We start from the raw sequence: 20,565 nt of genomic DNA, 5'->3' as shown, positions 1-20,565 counted from the left end.
GCCCGTTCACCTACTTCGTGTCCGGCTCACGTCGAGCGTTGCGGGTCGATACCAACCTTCTTCAGCTCCTTCGCGAACCGCCGGCGAGCACGGTGCAGCCGCACACGGACGTTCGCTCGGCTGCCTCCGAGGACCTCGGCGACCTGGTCACGGTCGAGCTGCTCGACACCGACCAGAGTCAGGACCTCCTGATCGTCGTCCTTGAGACGGGAGAACGCGGCTTGGAGCGCGTCGCCGTCGGGGCCGGTGTCGATGGTCGTGTCGAGCTGTGCGGCGGTGCGGAGAACCTCGCCTTGCACGCGCTCGCTGAGCTCGCGTGCTCGACGCTTGCCGCGGTAGTGGTTGGCGAGCACGCGCCGTGCGGTTGCGTACAGCCACAGCCGTGCACGCTCGCCTTCGGGCACGTCCTCGAGCCTTCGCCACGCGACCAGGAAGGTCTCAGCGACCACGTCGCTCGCATCAGCAGCTGTGTCCGTGCGGCGCAACGCGTACGCCAGGATCAGGTGCGAGTTCTCCTCGTAGATGCGCTCGAACCGCGTACGCCCCTCACGTATCGAGCGCTTTGTCTGTCCGGGGACAAGACATAGTGGATCTCCATCAATCGGATCTGATGGTGTCAGCAAAGTGGCCTCCTCGTCATACACGTGTCCGGCTGAGGCGATCCGTTTCAGGTTGTCGCCAACCAGGCTGGAGTCGCGACGAGAGTCGGCCCGTCCCGGACACCACGAGGCACCGCCGCCAATTGTGGCGGCGGTGCCTTCGTGGGAGCCGGTTCGTGGGTTGTCCAGCGGCGCGCGGTTAGCCTGGCTGATGAGGGTTGGCGTTGCGGGTTATCAATCAACTCCATCGCACCTGTTTGCCGAACTCTGGAGGGAGGGGTGGGTCCTCCTATCAATCAGTCGAGTACCGACCTGGATGGTCGGGACGTGGGACGTCGCGGACCTGACTGACATGGTCAACCGCCTCGACCAGCTCGACCACCTCCGGCAGGTGGGACGTCCAGGTCGTTGGCTCCGCATGACCCGCCGAGCGGTTCTCACTATCTGGACGCTCCTGGCGGTCTACCTTGCTGTCACTCACCGGACCTGATGGCTGCCTACGCCACCGTCGACGGCCACCTCGTCCTCCTCATCCTGACGGGCCTGGGTTCAGGCTGCTGTGCTGCTCGTCGTCGTCTGGTCCAAGTCCGGGGCCCCGAGCGCTGGCCCCGCACCACCGCGGCGCCCGACTTTCCTTGCGCCGCTTGCTGCTGTGCACCTTCGCCATGCGGACCGTGTTTGTGACCATGGAGCCGGTCGGCGCCGGACAGTCCAGCCGCGAGGTGGGCACGCCCGCACCATCGATCCATCGCCGGCGACATCGGTGCCGCGCCCTGACCCCGTGCCGTTCACGCAGCCAGGCTGGCGGCCACCAAGTACGCGATCAACCCCCCCGCGAGGATGATCAGCAGCGAACGGGTCCAGGTGAGCGCCAGCGCCACACCGGCGCTCACCAGGATCGGCATTGAGGGCAGATGGACCTCCCCGCCCAAGAGGGTGAGGACGGCCAGGCCCGCGAACAGCGGAGCAGGGAGCCGCTCGATCATATGTGCGAGCCGCCCGGTTGGTGCAGGAATCAAGCCCAGAGCGGCGAACTAGTCGGGCTCGAGGTCACCATCTTCAATCCAACGCTCGACCCCGACGGCTCGATAGCCCAAGCAATCGTCGCTTGTCTCGCACACGCGCTTGACGACCGCGAGCCGCGGCGGGTCGACTCCGAGCGGTCCTGAGGGTCGGCCGAGGCTAGAGTGACCATGCCCGACCAGGGACGGCGACGGCTGTGCCGACCTCTGGGTGCTCCCCATTGCAGGGGGGGATCACCGCCGCCGAATGGCGAGCGGCATGGCAGACGCTGTCGGCCCCTGGCGGCCGGGTCAAGAGCATGTTGCGAGCGCCGTGGGGCGTAGCCCTGTACGCCGGCTTGCGATGGCGGAGTCTCGCAACGCCGTGAGATGACGGAGGCGTCACCTTGCACCGAGGTGGCGGTCCGCGAACACCTCCAGCCGCTCCAACGCCTCCGGCAGGTTGCGCCGGCCGAATCCGAGGCGGAAATGATTCCCCGGATGGCCGTAGACCGAGCCGGGGAGCAGCACGACACCTTCCTCAGTGATCAGCTGCTCGGCGAACTGCTCGATCGGCGTCTCCGCCAGCAAGCGGGGGAAGGCGATGCTAGCGCCGCGCGGCCGGACCCAGTCGAACGTCCCAGCGCATCGCTCGAAGAAGTCGTCTAGGAGCGAGAGATTCGCGTCCACAATCTGCCGGCTTCGATCAACCACACGTTCGAGGTTGCGCAGGGCGATGAGGGCCAGCACCTCGCTGGGTGCCGCATTGCAGATCGTGGTGTAGTCCTTGAACGCGGCCAACCGGTCCAGAAGCCGCCGGTCGCGGGCGGCGATCCAGCCGATGCGCAGCCCTGGCAGGGCGAAGCTCTTCGACATGACGCCCAAGCTGACAGCAGACTCCGACAACTCAGCAGCCCCCGGAAGGCGCGAGGACCGAGGCAGCTCGAGATAGCGGTACACCTCGTCGGAGAACAGCCAGGCGCCGGACTCCTCGGCCAAGCCGATGAGCGCATCAAAAGTCGACCGGTCGATGTGCGCGCCGGTCGGATTGTGCGGAAAGTTCACGATGATCGCGCGCGTGGTCGGTCGCATGGCCTGACGTACAGCTTCGGCGTCGAGCGCCCAGCCGGCGTCATGCTCCAGGCGGACAAGGGTCACGTCTGCGCCGACTGCGCGGGCCACCTCGTGCAGCGACTGGTAGGCGGGCCACACGACCACCACGTGATCACCCGGGCCGACCGTGACGTTGGCGAACGCGAAGATCGCCTCCTCGGCGCCGGCAAAGACCAGTACATCCTCAGCACCCAAAGAGTCGGACGACGACGCGATCGCTTCTCGCAGCAGGGGATGTCCGCCGCTCTCGGTGTAGCCCAAACTCAGGCTCTCCCAGTGGGCGCGCAGACCGTCGTCGGCGAGTGCGAGAAGCTCGGGCAGCGTCATCGGCTCCACGTCGGATGCGCACAGCAGCATGGGCGCGGTGAACTCATGCTGGGCGAAGTAACGCTCAAGTGCGAACGGCGGCAGACGCATGCGGGCATTAAACCGTCGTTCGCGCGGTCGCCCGCGGTGTGATCGGGTCGTGGCGTCGGGGCAGCACCTGCTCGCTATGGTCGTTGCGCTTGCGGGTCGGGGTAGATCTGGGCCGGCGCAGACCGAGACTCGCCCGCCACAGGGGTGACGAGCCGGTCAGGATTACTGCAGTGCCGGACATGTTCGGGAAAGGAACAGCGGCATACCAGATCGGAACAGGGATGAGGCAGGCAGGGGCGTGAAGACTGCGGAAGACGAAGAGCGCTTCGAAGAGCTGTTCGTCGCGCATTACGGTGATGTGCTGGCCTATGCGGTGCGGCGGTGTCCGTCCAGGCAGGACGCCGAGGACGTAGTGGCGGAGACGTTTGCGGTGGCGTGGCGGCGCATCGGAGAGATCCCAGAGGATGGGCATGCTCGGATGTGGCTGTTTGGGGTCGCCCACCGAGTGCGCCTCAACCAGGCGCGCGCCATGCAGCGGCGCCACAACCTGTTCAAGCGTATGACGTGGGCAGTGCGCCCGGCGGCCATGCGTGGCCTCGAGACCCAGGTCGTCGAACGTGAGCACCTTGGTGCAGCCCTTCGCGGGCTGAGCGCGCTCGATCGAGAGGTGCTGCAGCTACATGTGTGGGAGCACCTCGGCGTGGATCAGATCGCCGCCACCTTGCAGATTTCCCCAGTGGCGGTGTGGAAGCGGCTGCAGCGTGCCCGGGATCGTCTTGCCGGAGCGCTCAGTGATGCCACCGCTGACGGTCCTGAAGCGACACCCCCGTTGCCTGAAGCGACACCTACACCCGCCTTGACCCGACCCATCCGGAGGGCAGAACGATGATCGACACCGACCGTCTCGACGAGCTACTCCGGGCCGCCGATCCCGCCGCGGACATCGACCGCAGCCCGCACACGCCAACCGCGACGCGGCTGCGCGAGCGTGCACGGCACATGAGCCGTGTTCCGGTGAGGCCCCGCCCTCACTCGCCATTGCGGCCAGCGGGGGTGGTGGCGGCCACCTTTTTCCTCCTTGGCGGCGCAGTCGCCCTGGCTGCGGGTGTGTTCCAGCCAAACCCCGAACATGTGACGACCATCCTCGCGGAAGCCGAGGAGGCGGGGCGGTACGCCTTCAAGAACGAAGGCTGGCGTCCCACACTCCGCAGCGAGGAGATCTGGTGCGTGGCTGAGGACGGCACGGTCGGCTCGGGACGTTCCTACGAATTCACCCTGGATGCAGAGATGACAGAAGACGACCTTCTCGCCGCTTGCCGCGACGGCTCGGACGGCGTCCGAGGTCTGGAGGTAGGCGCCGCCACGTACACCCTGTGCGAGGGCGTGGCAGACTCGAACTCGGTGCGGGCGTTGCTTGACGAGCCCCAGTTTGCAGTGCGCGTGATCGACGGCTCTATCACCGGCGACCGCCCGGGATTCCCTGTAGTGCTGGGCTGGCAGGCCGACTGCGCCCACACGGCCCTGGACACGACGCTGCCGGTCACATTGCGACCGCTGTCCTCGCTTGCGGCCGTCAACCGGGCACGGGAAGTCGAGATCGGGCTCACCGCCGCCGCGCTGGACTCCTGCCTCACCGCCGCGCAAGCTGAGACGCTGGCCGAGCAGGCACGCGACGAACTGCACCACGACTGGCTCATCGTGGAAGCCGCCCACGACCCATCGCTCGACTTCTGCCGGCGCGTCTGGCTCGAAGCCGACTACGGCATCCTCTTGATTGGCCCCGCACACTAACCCGCACCGGTGAGCATGCCTCTTGGCACCGTGTGTCGTCTGGACTTTGGGTACGTGGGCGCGCATGCGCGTGGCGACTTGTAGGCGTCGTACTCGACCCGCAGCCGGTGCGATGGTGTCCCTCACAACCCTCGTATTCGTATAGGTGGTGTGCTCGTGAAGGTGGCGGGCCATCTTGTCCGGGCGGGTCCGGCGGCGCGGTGCGGAGCGACGAAGGGTTCCAGCGACCCATCGGCAGCCTCGGGGGTCTATCCGCTTGCTGCGTCGTCAAGCATCGCTCCCAGTTTGGCGACGGTGTTCCAGTTGCGAAAGGTCGTCACCGGCGCGGGCGGGCGGCGGCCCAGGGCGTTCATCAGCAGGCCGTCCCGCACGCCCTGGGGGCACCACACGTGCAGCTCCCTCGGCCGGGCGACCAGCTGCTCCGGCGGGACGGCCGGTGGCAGCGCCGCAGGGTCGTGCGGTTCAGAGCAGAAGACAACGAAGTGCTTGCTACCGTCGGTGGCCACATCGCCCAAGGGGTTGTCCGCCACGAGGCCCCGCCACGCGGCCTCATCACGGACCAGGACCGCCACGTCCAGCCCGAAGCGAGAGACCAGAACCTGACCGCTCGCGCTCTGAGCCTGGGCTGCCGAGCCGTCGTGGTCAACGATGACGTTGCCGCTTTGCAGCAGCGTGCGTGCCTCAGCCGGCGCCCCGGACGTCGGGCGCGCCGAGGCGTGCGGCGTCGGCGGTCGCGTCGTCCCACTGCTGCTGGGACTCCCGCTCGGCGGCGACCCGCGCGTGGTAGTGCTCGACCTCGATCTTGCGGCGTGCGTCGTCCCAGCCGAGTACCTCGCCCATGAGCGTGGCTGCGGGCTCGGCGGCGGCCACGCCGCGGTCGAAGGTCTCGATCGACACGCGGGTGCGCCGGGTGAGGACGTCGTCGAGGTGCAGCGCCCCCTCGTGGGAGGCGGCGTAGACGACCTCCGCAGCGAGGTAGTCGTCGGCGCCGGGCAGCGGCTCGGCGAGCTCGGGGCGCTCGGCGATGAGTGCGAGCACCTCCTCGGTGCGCGCGCCGTAGCGGCGCAGGAGGTGCTCGACGCGCGCGACGTGCAGCCCTGCACCGGCCGAGACCCGCCAGCGGGCGTTCCACGCGGCTTCGAAGCCGGGGGCGCCGATGAGCGGGGTGACCGCCGTGCACGAGGGCGGCACGCGACGGTCGATGCCCCGCGCCGCCATGTCGACGGCGTCGGCCGCCATGATCCGGTACGTCGTGTACTTGCCGCCCGCGACGGTGACGAGGCCCGCGACGGTCTGGACCACGGCGTGCTCCCTCGACAGCCGACTCGTCGCCTCGGACTCACCGGCCAGCAGCGGGCGCAGCCCCGCGTACACACCCTCCACGTCGGCGCTCGTCAGCGGCTGGGTGAGGACCGCGTTCACGTGGTCGAGCAGGTAGACGATGTCGGCGCGGCTGGCCGCCGGATGCGCCTTGTCGAGATTCCAGTCCGTGTCGGTCGTCCCGATGATCCAGTGACGGCCCCATGGGATGACGAACAGCACGCTGCGCATCGTGCGGAGGATGAGGCCCGCGTCGGCGTGGATGCGGTCACGGGGGACGACGAGGTGCACGCCCTTCGAGGCCCGCACCTTGATGCGGCCACGCCCGACCATGGCCTGCAGGTCGTCGGTCCACACCCCGGTCGCGTTCACGACCTGGCGGGCGCGCACGGCGAGCTCTGCGTCGGCCTCGAGGTCGCGCGCGCGCACGCCGACGACCCGCTCCCCCTCACGGAGGAAGCCGACGACCCGGGTGCTCGTCGCAAGCGCAGCGCCGTAGCGCGCCGCGGTGCGGGCCACCTCGAGGGTGTGGCGGGCGTCGTCGACCTGCGCGTCGTAGTAGCGGATCCCGCCGACGAGGAGGCCGCGACGCAGCGCCGGCACGAGCGCGAGCGCCTGGCGGCGTGTGAGGTGGCGGTGGCGGGGCAGCGCCCCGCCACCGAGCCCGGCCATGAGGTCGTAGAGCGCCACCCCGGCGCCGACGTAGGCGCGCTCCCACACGCGGCGGGTGAGCGGGTAGACGAACGGGACGGGTCGCACGAGGTGCGGGCACAGCCGTCCGAGGAGCAGCCCGCGCTCCACGAGCGCCTCGTGCACGAGCGAGAAGTTGTACTGCTCGAGGTAGCGCAGGCCCCCGTGGACGAGCTTGCTCGAGCGGCTCGACGTGCCGGCGGCGTAGTCGCGCGCCTCGACGAGCGCGACCGACAGGCCCCGCGTCGCCGCGTCGAGCGCGACGCCCGCGCCCGTTACGCCCCCGCCGATGACGACGAGGTCGAACGTCTCGCCGCCCATCCGGGCCAGCGACGCACGGCGATGCTCCGGGCCGAGGCGCGCGGGGTCGCTCACCCGGCTGCGCCACCGGCGGGCAGGCCCTCGGCGGTCGCCTGGAGCAGCTCCCACACCGCGTCGACGTGGCGGCGCTCCGTGCGGGTCTGGCCGACGGACAGCCGCAGCACGAGCCGCCCGTCGAGGCGGGTGGAGGTGAGCAGCGCCCGCCCGGAGGCGTTGACCCCGTCGAGCAGGGCCGCGCTGGCGGCGTCGCCGTCGCGGTGGGTGAAGCAGACGAGGTTGAGGGTGTGCGCGACGAGCGTGAAGCGCGCGTCGGCACGGACGCGCTCGGCGACCTCGCCCGCGAGGGCGACGTGCTCGCGCAGGTGGTGGCGCAGGCCCTCGACCCCGTAGTGGCGCAGGACGAACCACAGCTTCAGGGCGCGGAAGCGCCGGCCGAGAGGGATCTGCCAGTCACGGAAGTCGACGACCTCGCCCGCGTCGGAGGCGGGGTTGCGCAGGTACTCGGGGTGCACGGCGAGCGCGCCGGTCAGCGCCTCGCGGTCGGCGACGTAGAAGGCGGTGCAGTCGAAGTTGGTGAACAGCCACTTGTGCGCGTCGACGCAGTAGCTGTCGGCGTGCGAGACGCCGTCGTGGACCCACCGCAGCTCCGGGCACACCGCCGCCGCCCCGGCCATGGCCGCGTCGACGTGCAGCCACACCCCGTGTGCGGCGCATACCTGGCCGACCGCCTCGACCGGGTCGACCGCCATCGACGAGGTCGTGCCGACCGTCGCGACGACGAGGCAGGGCAGCCGTCCCGCGGCGCGGTCCTCGTCGAGGTGGCGCGTGAGCGCATCGGGGCGCATCGCGTGGGACGCGTCGCTTTCCACCACCCGCAGCTGCGCGGGAGCGAAACCGGCGACCCGCAACGCCTTCTCGACCGATGAGTGCGTGTGCCGGCTGGCGTACACGACGAGGCGGGGATCGTGCCCGCCGGCGCGGTGCCGGGCGGCGAGCAGGGCACAGAGGTTGGCGCTCGACGCGGAGTCGGCGATGACCGCTCCTCCGGCACCGTCGGGGCTGAAGCGCTCGGGCAGGTCGAGGAGCATGCGCAGCCAGTCGAGGACGCGGATCTCCAGCTCCGTCGCGGCGGGGCTTGTCGACCAGAGCATGCCCTGCACGCCGAGCCCCGCCGAGAGGAGCTCGCCGAGGACCGACGGGCCCGAGGAGTTGGCCGGAAAGTAGCCGAAGAAGCGCGGGGACTGCCAGTGGGTGAGGGCCGGGACGATGAACGCGTCGACATCGCGAAGCATGGCGGCGAACGGCTCCCCGTGGACAGGCGCCGAGGGCGGCAGCCGGTCGAGGACCTCGCCCGGTGCGACGGCGGCGTGCACAGGCAGGTCCTCGACCCGCTCGAGGTAGTCGGCGATCCAGTCCACGACTGCGTGGCCGTGTGCCCGGAAGTCCTCCGCGGGCATGTGGTGGCCGGCCATGGCACCGCAGTCTCGCATGCGGTGCCCGCAGTGGGTCAGCCGCTCTGGCTCACCTGGGCCACGACCTTCTGCGCGAGGTGCTCCGGGCACTCGTCGTGGTGGTCGTAGCGCACCGAGACCTGGCCGGTGCCGCTCGTCAGCGAGCGCAGCTCGGGAACGAAGTTCGTGACCTCCGCCTCCGGCACGAGTGCGCGCACGACGGTGAGCCCCGGGCCCGCGGCCTCCGTGCCCTGAATGCGGCCCCGGCGCGCGGAGAGGTCGCCCATGACGTCACCGGTGAGCTCGTCGGGGACCGTGACGGCGACGTCGAGGACCGGCTCGAGCAGTGCCAGGGCCGCGTCCTGCGCGGCGGCGCGGAAGGCGAGGGCCCCGGCGACCTGGAACGCCATGTCGGAGGAGTCCACCGAGTGGTGCTTGCCGTCGACGAGGCGCACGAGCACGTCGACGACGGGGTAGCCGGCGAGCACCCCCTGCCCCATGGCCTCGACGACGCCCTTCTCGACGCTGGAGATGAACTGGCGGGGGATGACGCCCCCGACGATGCGGTCCTCGAAGATGAAGCCGGCGCCACGGGGCAGGGGCTCCACCTCGACCTGCGCGATGCCGTACTGGCCGTGGCCGCCGGACTGCTTCACGTGCTTGCCGATCCCCGAGCCGGGCCCCTTCAGGGTCTCGCGGTAGGCGACCCGCAGTGGCACCTCGCGCACGTGCACGCCGAACTTGCGCTCCATGCGGGCGAGAGCGACCGCGACGTGCAGCGGTCCGTACGCGCGCACGACGAGCTGTCCGGTCTCCTCCGAGCGGTCGATCCGCAGCGACGGGTCCTCCTCGGCGACGCGGGCCAAGGCGGTGGACAGCTTGTCCTCGTCGCCGGCTGAGGCGGGCTCGACCGCGACGCGGTGGAACGGCTCGGGGGCGGCGATCGTGTCGACGCTCACGGGCGGACCGGCGGTGAGCACGTCACCGGTGGCGACGTCCTCGAGCTTCGCCACCGCGACGATGTCACCGCTCGGCGCCCCGCTGACAGGCGTCTGCTCCCGACCGCGCAAGGTGAAAAGCTGGCGCAGGCGGACCCGGCCGCCCGTACGCCCGACGGTCATGGCGTCGTCGCCCGACAGGCGTCCGCGCACGACGCGCAGGACGGTGATGCGCCCGACGTAGGGGTCCGACAGGGTCTTCGCGACGTACGCCGCCGGAGGGCCGTCGGCCGCCCCGCCGCCTGCGCGGTCCGCCGGCGACGGGCACTCCTCGATCAGGAAGTCGGCGAGCAGGCGCACGCCGATGCCCTGCTCGGTGGACGCGCACAGCACCGGGAAGAAACCGCCGGAGCGGATGCCGCGGGCGAAGCAGCGGGCGAGCTCCTTCGTGTCGGGCTCGTCGCCTTCGAGGTAGCGCAGGAGCAGGTCGTCGTCCTGCTCGACGATCGCCTCGACGAGGAACTCCCGGTTGCGGGCGGCCTGCTCCGCCCGCTCCTCCGGGATCGGCACCTCCCGGCGCTCGCCCCCGACGCGCGCCACGGCCGTCGCGTGGAGGAGGTCGATGACCCCGTTGAAGTCGTCGCCGACGCCGATCGGCATGTGCACCGGCGCGAGCGGCTTGCCGTAGCGCTCGCGCAGCGCATCGATGTTCCTCTGGTAGGCGGCGTTTTGCTTGTCGAGCTTGTTGAGCAGGACCATCCGAGGAAGGCCGAGGCGGGCGCAGGCGTCCCAGAGGACGTCGTGCTGCGGCTGCACGCCGGCCGTGGCGTCGATGACGAAAAGGGCGATGTCGGCAGCCGACAGCGCGGGGAAGGCGTCGCCGATGGCGTCCGGCGTCCCTGGCGCGTCGAGCAGGTTGACCTTGTGGTCGCGCCACCGCAACGACACGACACCGAGGCCGAGGGAATAGCCGCGCTCGCGCTCCTCCGGTTCGACGTCGAGCACGCCTCCGCGCTTCTCGGTCCCGGCGGCTGCGGCGAGCAGCGCCTCGGCGAGGCTCGTCTTGCCCACGCCACCGTGGCCGAGGAGCACGACGTTGCGGATCCGGTCGCTCGGCACGGTCTCGGCCATAGGGACCCCTTTCGACGGCGCGCTTCCGCACGGCAGGCACCTGCTGCGTCATGCTACGCCGCGGCCGCACGCCCGGGGTAGGGGTCGTCGGGGTTGTCCGCGACTATCTCCTGCCGCAAAGGGGGTTTACGGGGGCGTCGTCGCCTGGTAGTTCTGCGGAAGCCCGCACAACTCCCCTTTCCCGGAGGCCTTTCCGTGACCCACCGTTCCGTGTCGCGTCCCCTGGCCATCTGCCTCACGACGTTGTTCACCTTGGCCCTCGTCGCTGCCTTCGCCGTCGCGAGCGCGCCGGCGCACGCCCAGCTGCCCGACCCGGGCGGCATCCTGCCGGACCCCGGCGGCCTGCCGGGTCTTCCGGGTCTTCCCGCCCCCGACGACCCCGGCGACGACAACGACGACCGTGGTGTCGCTCCCGCCCCCGGCGCCCCCCAGATCACCGAGACGCCACGCGGAGCCGTCGCCGCGGGCGGGGGCCCGCTCGAGGAAGGCACAAGCCCGCTGCCCCTCCTGCTCCTCGGGGGTGTGACCCTGGCCGGCGCGGGCGCTCTCGTCGCGCGACGCCGCGCCACCGCCGCCGCTCGAGGAAGCGACGGCTAGTCGTCCTGCCCGCAACCGCGTCCGGCATGCGCACGCGGCGGGTCCCCCGCACGCCGAACCGGCGCCGCCCCGTGCCGCCGGCGGCGGTGCTCGTGATCGTGCTGCTCGTGGCCGGGTGCGGGGGGCGGCCGGCGCCGGCCGAGGTGGCCGAGGTCGAGCCGTCCGCTGGCCCCCCAGCACCGGCGCAGCCGGCGCAGCCACCTGCGGAGGCGCCGGAGGAACCCGAGCCGGCGGCCCCCGTGCCGGATGCCGGACCGTCTCTTGCACCCGAGGGGCCGGAGGCGAACACCGCCGAGCGGGCGGCCGTGGCGGCGTCGTCGGAGGCGCTCGCCCAGCAGGGCGACGCGGCCGTGGCCGGCAGCAGGCTCGAGATACCGGCCATCGGCGTCTCCACGCCGCTGCTCAGCCTCGGCCTCAACGCCGACCGGACGATGGAGGTCCCGCGCGATTTCTCGCGGGCGGGCTGGTACCGCTACAGCCCGGTGCCGGGCGAACCCGGCCCTGCCGTCGTCGCCGGCCACGTCACCTCGCGCTCCGGGCCGGGGGTGTTCCACCGGCTGAGCGAGCTGTCCCCCGGTGACCTGGTGGAGGTCCGCTTCGCCGACGGCCGGACGGCGACGTTCGCCGTGACCCGCGTCGAGCGCCACCCGAAGGAGGCCTTCCCGCACGACCGCGTGTACGGCGAGACCGCCGGTTCGGAGCTGCGCCTCATCACCTGCGGGGGCGAGTTCGACCGTTCGCAGAACGCCCACCGGGACAACGTCGTCGTCTACGCCTCCGCCCGGTAGGCGCCCTGCCGGCGCGTCGGGTCCGAGGCCCCGGGGAAGAGTAAGTCGAGCCATGAGTCGCGTCACGCTGAGCCATATCGGCCGCTACAAGGACATCGTCCAGCTGCTGCTGCGTCACGCCGGGACGGACGCCTTCAAGGGCGGCGGCCTCGACGAGGGCGCCGACCCCGACGACACGCCCCCCGAGGCCGTGCAGCTCGCGGCCGACCTCGAGGAGATGGGCCCCACCTTCATCAAGCTCGGCCAGCTGCTGTCCACGCGCGCGGACCTTCTGCCGCCGGCCTATCTGAAGGCCCTGTCCCGCCTCCAGGACGACGTCGAGCCGTTCCCCGTCGAGCAGGCCGAGGAGATCGTCGCGAGCGAGCTCGGTGTGCGGCTGTCCAAGGCCTTCTCGGATTGGGATCCGGAGCCGATCGCCGCGGCGAGCCTCGCCCAGGTGCACAAGGCGGCTCTGCGCAACGGGCGCCTCGTTGCGGTGAAGGTCCAGCGCCCGGGGATCCGCGAGCGGATCACGGAGGACATGGACGCGCTGCAGACCGTCACCGAGCAGCTCGACCGCCACACCGACGTCGGGCGCCACTACCGGTTCTCGGCGTTCCTGGACGAGTTCCGGCGCTCGCTGCTGCGCGAGCTCGACTTCCAGACGGAGGCCCGCAACCTCCAGCGGCTAGGCCAGGACCTGCGCGACTACGACCGGCTGCTCGTGCCCCAGCCCGTCGAGGACTACACCACCACGCGCGTCCTCACGATGGACTTCGTGAAGGCCCGCAAGGTCACCGAGCTCGGACCACTCGGCCGTATGGAGCTCGACGGCGTCCAGCTCGCCGACCAGCTGTTCCGCGCGTACCTCACACAGATCCTCGTCAACGGGTTCTTCCACGCCGACCCGCACCCCGGCAACGTCCTGCTCACCGAGGACGACCGCCTGGCCCTGCTGGACCTCGGCATGGTGGCCCGCATCACGCCGCAGATGCAGGAGCACCTCGTGCGCCTGCTCATCGCCGTCGGCGAGGCGCGCGTCGAGGAGACCGCCGAGGTCACCATGCGCCTCGGGCAGCCGCGACGCGGCTTCGACCGGGAACGGTTCCAGCGCCGGCTCGCGGAGCTCCTCGCGCGGGTCCACGACCTCGACGCCGGTGAGACCCACGTCGGCACCCTCGTCATGGAGGTGTCGCGGGTCTCGGCGGAGGAGGGTCTGCGCCCGCCTCCGGAGCTTGCGCTGCTCGGCAAGACCATGCTGAACCTCGACGAGGTCGGCCACATCCTCGACCCCGACTTCAACCCGAACGCGTCGATCCGCCGCCACGTGGGCGACATCCTGTCCCGACGTCTGTGGCGGGAGGCGTCGGCGGGGACGGTGCTCGACAGCGTTCTCGAGCTCAAGGAATTCGTGCAGGAGCTGCCGGGGCGGGTGAACAAGATCATGGACACCGTCGCGGAGGGCCGCTTCGAGGTGAAGGTGGACGCCGTCGACGAGCAGGCGCTGATGGTGATGTTCCAGAAGGTCGCCAACCGCGTCGCGAGCGGGGTCGTGCTCGCCGCGCTCATCCTCGGGGCCGCCCTGCTCATGCGCGTCGAGACCCCGGCGACGATCTTCGGCTACCCGGCCCTCGCGATGATCCTGTTCCTCGCCGCCGCGCTGTCCGGCTTCGGCCTGCTCATCAGCATCTTCTTCACCGACGAGCACCACCGGCGTCACCGCTGAAACCCGCGCTGCGGGCCAGGCGGACACTGTCGGCGCCGACCCGGACCGAGGTACAAGCAACGGTGAGGTTGGGTCCGGGGCGGGAGGTGCGAGATGCCGGCTGGGGCAGGGACAGCAGCCCTTGTCCTGCTCTGCGCGGGGGCGCTGGCCGTCGGGGCGCCGCCGGTGGCGGCCGACACGCACGGCGGCGAGCCCGCACGAGCCTCGGGCGTCGGCCTCCACGAGGCGCTTCCCGGTCCGCTCGGCGGTGACGGTGCCGGGGGCGGGGACCCGAACGACGTGCTCGTCGAGGTGCTCGACGCGGTCCTCGACCCCGCCGCGGCCCGCACCGAGACCGACACGACGGCGGAGGGCGGCGCGTCCCCCCGGATCACCAAGTCGGCGTCGAACGACCCGGTGGCACCCGGTGAGACCGTCACCTACACGATCGTGATCGCCGGCGTCGAGGGCTGCACGCTCACCGACGTGCGGGACACCATGACCGGCCCGCCCGGGTCGCGGATCACCACGACGAGCCCGACCGCGGAACGTGTCGACGAGCTCGCGGTGACGTGGGACGACGTGGGCCCGGTGGCTCCGGGCGACGCGGTGCGGCTCCTCATCGGTGTGGAGGTCCCCGCCGACGCCCTTGACGGGGCGGCGTACGCCGGCGCGCTCGACTTCGTCGGCGAGTGCGACGGTCAGAGGGCCGCCTTCCATGCGGACTGGGCGCCCTTCCCCACCGTGCGGACCGCCGAGCCGCCGGGCGTGGCGCCCGCACGGCTGCCCCTGCCGGCGACGGGGTCGACGTCGGGCCTCGCCGGACTCGGCGCCTTGGCGCTCGGCCTCGCCCTCGGGCGGCTCGCGGGACCGCGGGGAGTCGCGGGCCGGTGAGTCCCTACGCCCCGAGGCGCTCCGCGAGGTAGTCGACCGCCGCGACGAGACGCTCGACGTCGGCATGGTCGATCGCCGGGAACACCGCGACGCGCAGCTGGTTGCGGCCGAGCTTGCGGTACGCCTCGACGTCCACGATCCCGTTCGCCCGCAGGGCCGCGGCGACGTCCCCGGCCGGCACCGGCTCGGCGAAGTCGATGGTGCACACGACGTCGCTGCGCATCGCCGGGTCGGACACGAACGGCGTCGCGTAGGGGGAGGCCGTCGCCCAGTCGTAGATGACCGCGGCCTTCGCGGCGCAGTCCTTCGCCGCCCACGCGAGCCCCCCGTTGGCGTTCATCCAGTCGATCTGCTCGCCCATGAGGTAGAGCGTGGCGATCGCCGGGGTGTTGTAGGTCTGGTCTTTGCTGGAGTTCTCGACGGCGAGTGCGAGGTCGAGCATCGCCGGCTGGTAGCGGGTGCCGGCCAGCTCGTGGATGCGCTCGAGTGCGCCCGGGGAGAGCAGCGCCACCCAGAGCCCCCCGTCGCTGCCGAAGCACTTCTGGGGTGAGAAGTAGTACGCGTCGGCCTCGGCCGGGTCGAACGCGAGACCCCCCGCGGCGCTCGTCGCGTCGACCGCGACGAGACCACCGGGTGCCGGCCGGCGGACCGGCATAGCCACGCCGGTCGAGGTCTCGCAGTGGGTGAGCGCGTACAGGTCGACCTCGGGGTGTGCCTCGAGCCTCGGGTGGGTGCCCGGCTCGGACTCCACGACCACGGGGTCGTCGAGGAAGGGGGCGGCGGCCACGGCCGCGGCGAACTTGCCGGAGAACTCCCCGAAGACGGCGTGCGCGCTGCGCCGGCGGACGAGGCAGCACACCGCCGCGTCCCAGAACAGCGTCGCGCCGCCGTTGCCGAGCGCCACCTCGTAGCCGTCGGGCAGCCCGAACAGCGTGGCGAGGCCTTCCCGCACGCGGCGCACCTGGTCCTTCACGCCGCGCTGGCGGTGGCTCGTGCCGAGGAGTCGGGGCGCGGCGGCCGCGAGACGCTCGACCGCGTCCTGGCGCACCTTCGAAGGTCCGGGTCCGAACCGCCCGTCGGCGGGTCGGAGCGCGGCGGGCAGCGAGAGCGTGGTGGGCATGGGCCACACTCTGCCCCACCCGCGGGCCCCGTGCCAAAGCGAGCCCGATGCCAGCGCGCGTCGACGACCTGCGCGGCGAACCCTGAGCCGGACGCCTCAGGGGGGCGGGCCGAGGCGGATGATGCGGTCGTCGTCAGCGGCCGGGCGCCCGCGCCCGTCACGGTTGGACGTGAGGATCCACAGCGACCCGTCGGGCGCCTTGGTCACGTGCCGCAGACGCCCGAGCTCCCCGACGAGCAGCTGCTCGGCGTCGGCGGTGTCGGGGGGGAAGCGCCACAGCCGCTGGCCCCGCAGGGCGGCGACGAACAGGTCGCCCTCCCACTGCGGGATCGCGCCGTCGCGGAGGAACCCGGCACCGCTCCAGGAGGCCTCCGGCGGCTGCTGGACCGTCAGGGGCTCGGGGAAGTCGCGCCCGCCGGCGCCGGCACCGGCGGACCGGGCGTTCCAGCCCTGATCGCTGCCGGGCGCCACCCGCAGCACCGCGTCGTCGACGTCGGGGCCGAGCTCGGTGACGACGAGGGTCCCCTCGGCGTCCCACGCGAGCCCCTGGGCGTTGCGCAGGCCGCGCGCGTACACCGGCGAGCCAGGGGTCGGGTTGTCGTCCGGGACGTCGCCGTCCGCGGTGAGGCGGAGGATCTTGCCTGCGAGCGACCCGGGGTCGGGTGAGAGCGCCGGCTGGCCGGCGTCCCCCGTGGTCGCGTAGAGCATCCCGTCCGGACCGAACGCGAGCCGGCCACCGTTGTGGACGCGCCCGCTCGGGATGCCGGTCAGGAGCGGCTCCGGTGCCTGGCCGAGCCGCAGCCGGAGGATGCGGTTGTCCCGCGACGTGGTCGCGTAGACGAACAGCGTCTCGTCCGAGGGGAAGGCCGGGGAGGCGGCGACGCCGAGCAGCCCGCCCTCACCCGTGGGGTCGACCGTCAGGGTGGCGACCTCGCGGCGTTGCCCGTCGACGAGCTCGCTCAGCACCCCGCTGTCGCGCTCGGTGACGAAGGTGCGGCCGTCATCGGTGAACGTGACGTCCCACGGCACCTCCAGACCGGCGGCGACGACGGAGGTTATGACCTCGACCGGCTCCTCGGCACCACGCTCGGGACCGGGTTGCGGCTCGGGCGTGGGCTGCTCGGGTGCCGTGACCGAGGGCTCGTCGGGCGTCTCGGGTGCGCGGTCGCACGCACCCGCGAGCAGCAGCCCGGCGGCGCACGCGGCGACGGCCGCGCGTGTCCCCGACACCCGCTAGCCTTCGGTGCGCGGCTGGGAGTCGTCGGGCTCGTCGATGGGGCTCTGACCGGGCGAGGGCGCAGGTGCGACGCCGCCCGGGTCCTGCTCCTCGAGGCCCGCCCCGCCGCCGCCCGGCTCCCGTTCGATGTCGGGGAGCGTGGGCCCCTGCCCACCGGTGCAGCCGGCGAGGGCGGCGACGAACGCGGCGGCGGCGCACAGGCGGAGAAGACGGGTCATGACGAGTTGGCCTTTCCCTGGAGGCGGTGGGGATCACTGGCCGGTGTTCCCGTACGGGGGGTGCGGCCTAACGTAGGCTCAGGCGAACAGCCCCCCGTCGACCTGCACGACGGCGCCGTTGACGTACGCGGCGGCGTCGGAGGCGAGGAAGGCCACGACCGCCGCGACCTCCTCGGGCGTGCCGAGGCGGGCCGCGGGGACCCGCGCGAGCAGCCCCTCGCCCTCGAGGTCGGCGGTCATGGCCGTGTCGATGAACCCGGGGGCGACGGCGTTGACGGTGATGCCCCGCTTGCCGACCTCGCGGGCGAGCGTCTTCGTGAGACCGACGAGGCCGGCCTTGCTCGCCGCGTAGTTCGCCTGGCCCGGGTTGCCGTGCAGGCCCACGACGCTCGTGACGTTGACCACCCTTCCGCCGCGGGCGCGGAGCATGCCCCGCAGCGCCGCGCGGCAGAGCGAGAAGGCTGCGACGAGGTTGACCTGCAGCACAGCGGCGAACGCCTCGTCGCTCATCGACAGCGCGAGCCCGTCGGCGGTCACGCCGGCGTTGTTCACGAGCACGCCGACCCCCCCGGCATCGTCGATGGCGGCCGCCAGCGGGTCGATGCCGGCGGCCAGGTCCGCGGCGACCGTGCGGGCCTGCACGCCGTGCTCCGCGCAGGCGGCGGCGGTCTTCTCCGCCCCGTCGGCGTCGCGCCCGTAGTGCACGAGCACGTCGCGACCGGTGGCCGCGAGGGCCCGGGCCGTGGCCGCACCGATGCCCTTCGACGCGCCGGTCACGAGGGCCCAGTTCGACGTCGCACGGGCAGCGGTCATGAGGGGAGGTCCTCCGGGGTCGTGACGGTCTGGCGGCCGAGGCCGCGGTCGGTCCGCTTGACGAGCCCGGTCAGCACCGGGGACGCCCCGAGCTCGACGACGGCGGTGGCGCCGAGCCGGGCGAGCGTGGCGACGGACTCGCGCCAGCGCACCGGGGAGACGACCTGGTCGCGCAGGAGGCCGGGCCACTCCCCCGCGGCGGTGTGCGCGGCGGCGTCGACGTTCGCCACGACGGGCAGGACCGCGTCGGCGAAGGTCGCGGCGTCGAGGGCGGCGCCGAGCGGCTCGACCGCGGCGGCCATGTGCGGGCTGTGGTAGGCCGCACCGACAGGGAGGTCGACGACCTTGCCGCGCGTGTCGGACCCGGCGAGCTCCTCGCGCAGGCGCCCGAGCGCCTCGTCGGAGCCGGCGACGACGACCTGGCCCGGCGCGTTGTCGTTGGCGACGTGCGCACCGGCGCGCGCGCAGGCGGCCGTGACCTCGTCGACGGGGAACCCCAGGCAGGCCACGAGGGTGCCCGGTGCGGCGTCGGCGGCCTCCTGCGTCGCACGGGCGCGGGCGTCCACCAGGCGCAGGGCGTCGGCGAACCCGAGGACGCCCGCCGCGAGCAGCGCGTTGTACTCGCCGAGCGAGTGCCCGGCGACGGCGACCGGCTCGGAGCCCCCCGCCGCCCGCCACGCGGCCAGCAGGACGGCGTGGTGGACGAACAGCGCCACCTGGCAGGTGGCGGGCTCGCGGAGCTCGTCGGCGTCGGCGTCGAGGCCGAGCCGGGTTACGGCGCGGTCGAGCACCGAGTCCGCCTCGGCCCACCGGGAGAACGCGGGGTGCTCGCGCCAGGGCAGCGCCATGCCCGGCTGCTGGCTGCCCTGGCCGGGGAAGACGAGCGCGACCGCGCCTGCGCCCGTCACGGAGCCTCTGGGTCGTCCACGGCGCACACGTCCTGCTCGGCCCGCGCGGCGTCGAGCAGCGCCTGGAGGTCGCCGAGCGTGCGCGGCTGGCCGGCGTCGGCGGGGAGGCGGACGGCGAGGGCGTCCTCCAGCCACACGGCCAGCTCAGCGGTCGCGAGGGAGTCGAGCTGCAGGTCGGCCTCCAGCTCGGCGTGCGGGGTGACGCTGGCGCTCGGCAGCCCGAACAGCTCCTGCAGCCCCTGCACGAGACGTGGCTCGACGGCGTGTGTCGTCGGTCGGGTTTCCATGGGGTAGGCCGGGAGCCTACCCGCTCGCCGCGAAGGCGAGTACGGCGTTGTGGCCGCCGAAGCCGAACGAGCTCGACAGGGCGGCGCGCATACGCAGCGCCCGGGGCGCGCCGTGCACGACGTCGAGCGGACAGTCGGGGTCGCGCGCGTCGAGGTTCTGGCTGGGGGGGACGACCCCGCGCCGCAGCGTCTCGACCGTCGCGACGGCTTCGACGCCGCCGGCCGCGCCGAGGAGGTGGCCGACCGCCGACTTCGTGCTCGTGACCGCGACCGCGTCGGCGTGGCCGGCGAACACCGCGCGGACGGCCGCGGCCTCCGCAGGGTCGCCCGTGCGCGTGGCGGTGGCATGGGCGTTGACGTGGTGGACGTCGGTGGGCGCCAACCCCGCGTCGTCGAGCGCGAGGGCGAGCGCGCGGGCGGCCCCGCGCCCGCCCGGCGAGGGCTGCGTGGGGTGGAAGGCGTCACTCGAGGTTCCGTAGCCCGCGAGCACCGCGAGCGCGCGGGCGCCGCGGGCGGCGGCGTGCTCAGCGCGTTCGAGGACGAGCAGACCGGCCCCCTCGCCGACGACGAAGCCGTCGCGGTCCGCGTCGAAGGGGCGGCTCGCCCGTTCCGGTTCGTCGTTGCGCCGGCTCAGCGTGCCCGCCGCCGCGAAGCCGGCGACGAGCAGCGGCGTGATCGCGGCCTCCGCGCCGCCGGCCACGACGACGTCGGCGCGCCCGCAGCGGATGAGGTCGAGGCCCGCCCCGATCGCGTCGCCCGCCGAGGCGCAGGCGCTCGCGACCGCGTACGACGGGCCACGCAGGCCGTGGCGGATGGCGAGCTGCGCGCCGGCCATGTTCACCGGCATGGCGATCGGCAGGTACGGCCGGACCCGTGCGGGACCGCCCGCACGCAACCGGTCGGCCTGCGCGTTCATCTCCTCCACGCCCCCGCTGCCCGAGGCGACGACCGCCCCCACGCGCTCGGGGTCGACCCCCTCGACGGGCAGGTGCAGGCCGGCGTCGGCAGGCGAGCCGAGCAGCCCCGCACCGGCGAGGGCCTCCTCCCCGGCGACCAGCGCGAACTGGGCGAAGCGGTCGAGCTGGCGGACGAGCCTGGGGGGAAGGCGCGTGAAGGGGTCGAACGCCGGGACCTCGCAGGCGATGCGCACAGCGAAGCCGCTCGCGTCGAAGCGGGTGATCGGCCCGGCCGTGGGCCGTCCCGCGAGCAGTCCGGCCCAGAAGGGCGCCACCCCGACCCCGTACGGCGTGACCGCACCGACCCCGGTGACGACGACGGCGCGATGCGCGTCCACGACCTCGCGGCGG

20 protein-coding genes are annotated in these 20,565 nt (G+C 72.6%); 6 read left to right on the top strand and 14 right to left on the bottom strand.

Annotated features, from left to right (window positions below):
- Window positions 1-26: 26 nt before the first annotated feature.
- The 3 genes from VM324_16420 to VM324_16410 all read right to left on the bottom strand — a co-directional run bounded on the left by VM324_16420 (window position 27) and on the right by VM324_16410 (window position 3,130).
- Window positions 27-644: a sigma-70 family RNA polymerase sigma factor gene (locus tag VM324_16420; GenBank protein ID HVM00876.1), complete on the bottom strand. Its 618-nt coding sequence runs from the start codon at window positions 642-644 to the stop codon at window positions 27-29.
- 743 nt (window positions 645-1,387) lie between these two features.
- Window positions 1,388-1,585 carry a hypothetical protein gene (locus VM324_16415; protein HVM00875.1) on the bottom strand — a complete coding sequence of 66 codons (198 nt, stop codon included), beginning with the start codon at window positions 1,583-1,585 and terminating at the stop codon, window positions 1,388-1,390.
- A gap of 417 nt (window positions 1,586-2,002) precedes the next feature.
- A complete protein-coding gene (locus tag VM324_16410; GenBank protein ID HVM00874.1) occupies window positions 2,003-3,130 on the bottom strand; it encodes an aminotransferase class I/II-fold pyridoxal phosphate-dependent enzyme in 1,128 nt (375 codons plus the stop codon).
- A 238-nt stretch (window positions 3,131-3,368) separates the two neighbouring features.
- On the opposite strand from VM324_16410, the gene VM324_16405 reads away from it, so the two are divergent.
- Together VM324_16405 and VM324_16400 are read left to right on the top strand one after the other, a co-directional pair.
- Window positions 3,369-3,959 (top strand): sigma-70 family RNA polymerase sigma factor, encoded by a 591-nt coding sequence (locus tag VM324_16405; GenBank protein HVM00873.1) that lies wholly within the window; start codon window positions 3,369-3,371, stop codon window positions 3,957-3,959.
- Window positions 3,956-4,861, top strand: coding sequence for a hypothetical protein (locus VM324_16400; protein ID HVM00872.1), 906 nt, complete (start codon window positions 3,956-3,958; stop codon window positions 4,859-4,861). Before VM324_16405 ends, VM324_16400 begins: the two co-directional genes overlap by 4 nt.
- A 248-nt stretch (window positions 4,862-5,109) precedes the next feature.
- Here the strand turns inward: VM324_16400 and VM324_16395 are convergent, their stop codons facing one another.
- Genes VM324_16395 through VM324_16380 form a run of 4 tightly spaced genes read right to left on the bottom strand, consistent with a single transcriptional unit; the run spans window position 5,110 to window position 10,712 of the window.
- Window positions 5,110-5,532: a DUF1697 domain-containing protein gene (locus tag VM324_16395; GenBank protein ID HVM00871.1), complete on the bottom strand. Its 423-nt coding sequence runs from the start codon at window positions 5,530-5,532 to the stop codon at window positions 5,110-5,112.
- Window positions 5,533-5,542: 10 nt separating this feature from the next.
- Complete coding sequence (locus tag VM324_16390; protein ID HVM00870.1) at window positions 5,543-7,246, bottom strand: glycerol-3-phosphate dehydrogenase/oxidase; 1,704 nt, start codon at window positions 7,244-7,246, stop codon at window positions 5,543-5,545.
- Window positions 7,243-8,664 (bottom strand): pyridoxal-dependent decarboxylase, encoded by a 1,422-nt coding sequence (locus VM324_16385; GenBank protein ID HVM00869.1) that lies wholly within the window; start codon window positions 8,662-8,664, stop codon window positions 7,243-7,245. The genes VM324_16390 and VM324_16385 overlap by 4 nt, the downstream gene beginning before the upstream one ends.
- Window positions 8,665-8,699: 35 nt before the next feature.
- Entirely contained in the window at window positions 8,700-10,712 is a 2,013-nt protein-coding gene (locus VM324_16380) for an elongation factor G (GenBank protein ID HVM00868.1), read from the bottom strand.
- A 195-nt stretch (window positions 10,713-10,907) separates the two neighbouring features.
- Here VM324_16380 and VM324_16375 point away from each other — a divergent pair, with 195 nt between their 5' ends.
- The 4 genes from VM324_16375 (at window position 10,908) to VM324_16360 (ending at window position 14,675) form a co-directional block, all read left to right on the top strand.
- Window positions 10,908-11,309, top strand: coding sequence for a hypothetical protein (locus VM324_16375; protein ID HVM00867.1), 402 nt, complete (start codon window positions 10,908-10,910; stop codon window positions 11,307-11,309).
- A 26-nt stretch (window positions 11,310-11,335) separates the two neighbouring features.
- Entirely contained in the window at window positions 11,336-12,097 is a 762-nt protein-coding gene (locus VM324_16370; protein HVM00866.1) for a class F sortase, read from the top strand.
- A 52-nt stretch (window positions 12,098-12,149) separates the two neighbouring features.
- Entirely contained in the window at window positions 12,150-13,802 is a 1,653-nt protein-coding gene (locus tag VM324_16365; protein HVM00865.1) for an AarF/UbiB family protein, read from the top strand.
- 93 nt (window positions 13,803-13,895) lie between these two features.
- Window positions 13,896-14,675 (top strand): hypothetical protein, encoded by a 780-nt coding sequence (locus VM324_16360; protein ID HVM00864.1) that lies wholly within the window; start codon window positions 13,896-13,898, stop codon window positions 14,673-14,675.
- Between the two features lie 4 nt (window positions 14,676-14,679).
- Here VM324_16360 and serC read toward each other — a convergent pair whose 3' ends face one another.
- The 7 genes from serC to fabF form a co-directional block, all read right to left on the bottom strand.
- Window positions 14,680-15,795, bottom strand: coding sequence for a phosphoserine transaminase (gene serC / locus VM324_16355; GenBank protein HVM00863.1), 1,116 nt, complete (start codon window positions 15,793-15,795; stop codon window positions 14,680-14,682).
- 96 nt (window positions 15,796-15,891) lie between these two features.
- Window positions 15,892-17,025, bottom strand: coding sequence for a PQQ-dependent sugar dehydrogenase (locus VM324_16350; GenBank protein ID HVM00862.1), 1,134 nt, complete (start codon window positions 17,023-17,025; stop codon window positions 15,892-15,894).
- A gap of 3 nt (window positions 17,026-17,028) precedes the next feature.
- Complete coding sequence (locus tag VM324_16345; protein HVM00861.1) at window positions 17,029-17,250, bottom strand: hypothetical protein; 222 nt, start codon at window positions 17,248-17,250, stop codon at window positions 17,029-17,031.
- A gap of 78 nt (window positions 17,251-17,328) precedes the next feature.
- Window positions 17,329-18,063 (bottom strand): 3-oxoacyl-ACP reductase FabG, encoded by a 735-nt coding sequence (fabG, locus tag VM324_16340; protein ID HVM00860.1) that lies wholly within the window; start codon window positions 18,061-18,063, stop codon window positions 17,329-17,331.
- Window positions 18,060-18,971: an ACP S-malonyltransferase gene (locus VM324_16335; GenBank protein HVM00859.1), complete on the bottom strand. Its 912-nt coding sequence runs from the start codon at window positions 18,969-18,971 to the stop codon at window positions 18,060-18,062. The genes fabG and VM324_16335 overlap by 4 nt, the downstream gene beginning before the upstream one ends.
- Window positions 18,968-19,258: an acyl carrier protein gene (locus tag VM324_16330; GenBank protein HVM00858.1), complete on the bottom strand. Its 291-nt coding sequence runs from the start codon at window positions 19,256-19,258 to the stop codon at window positions 18,968-18,970. The genes VM324_16335 and VM324_16330 overlap by 4 nt, the downstream gene beginning before the upstream one ends.
- A gap of 16 nt (window positions 19,259-19,274) precedes the next feature.
- Entirely contained in the window at window positions 19,275-20,552 is a 1,278-nt protein-coding gene (gene fabF, locus VM324_16325; GenBank protein ID HVM00857.1) for a beta-ketoacyl-ACP synthase II, read from the bottom strand.
- Between the last annotated feature and the right edge of the window lie 13 nt (window positions 20,553-20,565).

Source organism: Egibacteraceae bacterium, assembly GCA_035540635.1.
Taxonomy (GTDB): domain Bacteria; phylum Actinomycetota; class Nitriliruptoria; order Euzebyales; family Egibacteraceae; genus DATLGH01.
Note: the sequence above shows the minus strand (reverse complement) of the source record. Positions and strands in the feature narration are given on the sequence as shown.

What these genes read in the sequence shown, in the direction of transcription:
- VM324_16415 (HVM00875.1), bottom strand. Translation starts at nt 1,585, where the DNA reads ATGATCGAGCGGCTCCCTGCTCCGCTGTTCGCGGGCCTGGCCGTCCTC.
- VM324_16410 (HVM00874.1), bottom strand. Translation starts at nt 3,130, where the DNA reads ATGCGTCTGCCGCCGTTCGCACTTGAGCGTTACTTCGCCCAGCATGAG.
- VM324_16400 (HVM00872.1), top strand. Translation starts at nt 3,956, where the DNA reads ATGATCGACACCGACCGTCTCGACGAGCTACTCCGGGCCGCCGATCCC.
- VM324_16385 (HVM00869.1), bottom strand. Translation starts at nt 8,664, where the DNA reads ATGGCCGGCCACCACATGCCCGCGGAGGACTTCCGGGCACACGGCCAC.
- VM324_16380 (HVM00868.1), bottom strand. Translation starts at nt 10,712, where the DNA reads ATGGCCGAGACCGTGCCGAGCGACCGGATCCGCAACGTCGTGCTCCTC.
- VM324_16370 (HVM00866.1), top strand. Translation starts at nt 11,336, where the DNA reads ATGCGCACGCGGCGGGTCCCCCGCACGCCGAACCGGCGCCGCCCCGTG.
- VM324_16365 (HVM00865.1), top strand. Translation starts at nt 12,150, where the DNA reads ATGAGTCGCGTCACGCTGAGCCATATCGGCCGCTACAAGGACATCGTC.
- VM324_16360 (HVM00864.1), top strand. Translation starts at nt 13,896, where the DNA reads ATGCCGGCTGGGGCAGGGACAGCAGCCCTTGTCCTGCTCTGCGCGGGG.
- serC (HVM00863.1), bottom strand. Translation starts at nt 15,795, where the DNA reads ATGCCCACCACGCTCTCGCTGCCCGCCGCGCTCCGACCCGCCGACGGG.
- VM324_16345 (HVM00861.1), bottom strand. Translation starts at nt 17,250, where the DNA reads ATGACCCGTCTTCTCCGCCTGTGCGCCGCCGCCGCGTTCGTCGCCGCC.
- fabG (HVM00860.1), bottom strand. Translation starts at nt 18,063, where the DNA reads ATGACCGCTGCCCGTGCGACGTCGAACTGGGCCCTCGTGACCGGCGCG.
- VM324_16330 (HVM00858.1), bottom strand. Translation starts at nt 19,258, where the DNA reads ATGGAAACCCGACCGACGACACACGCCGTCGAGCCACGTCTCGTGCAG.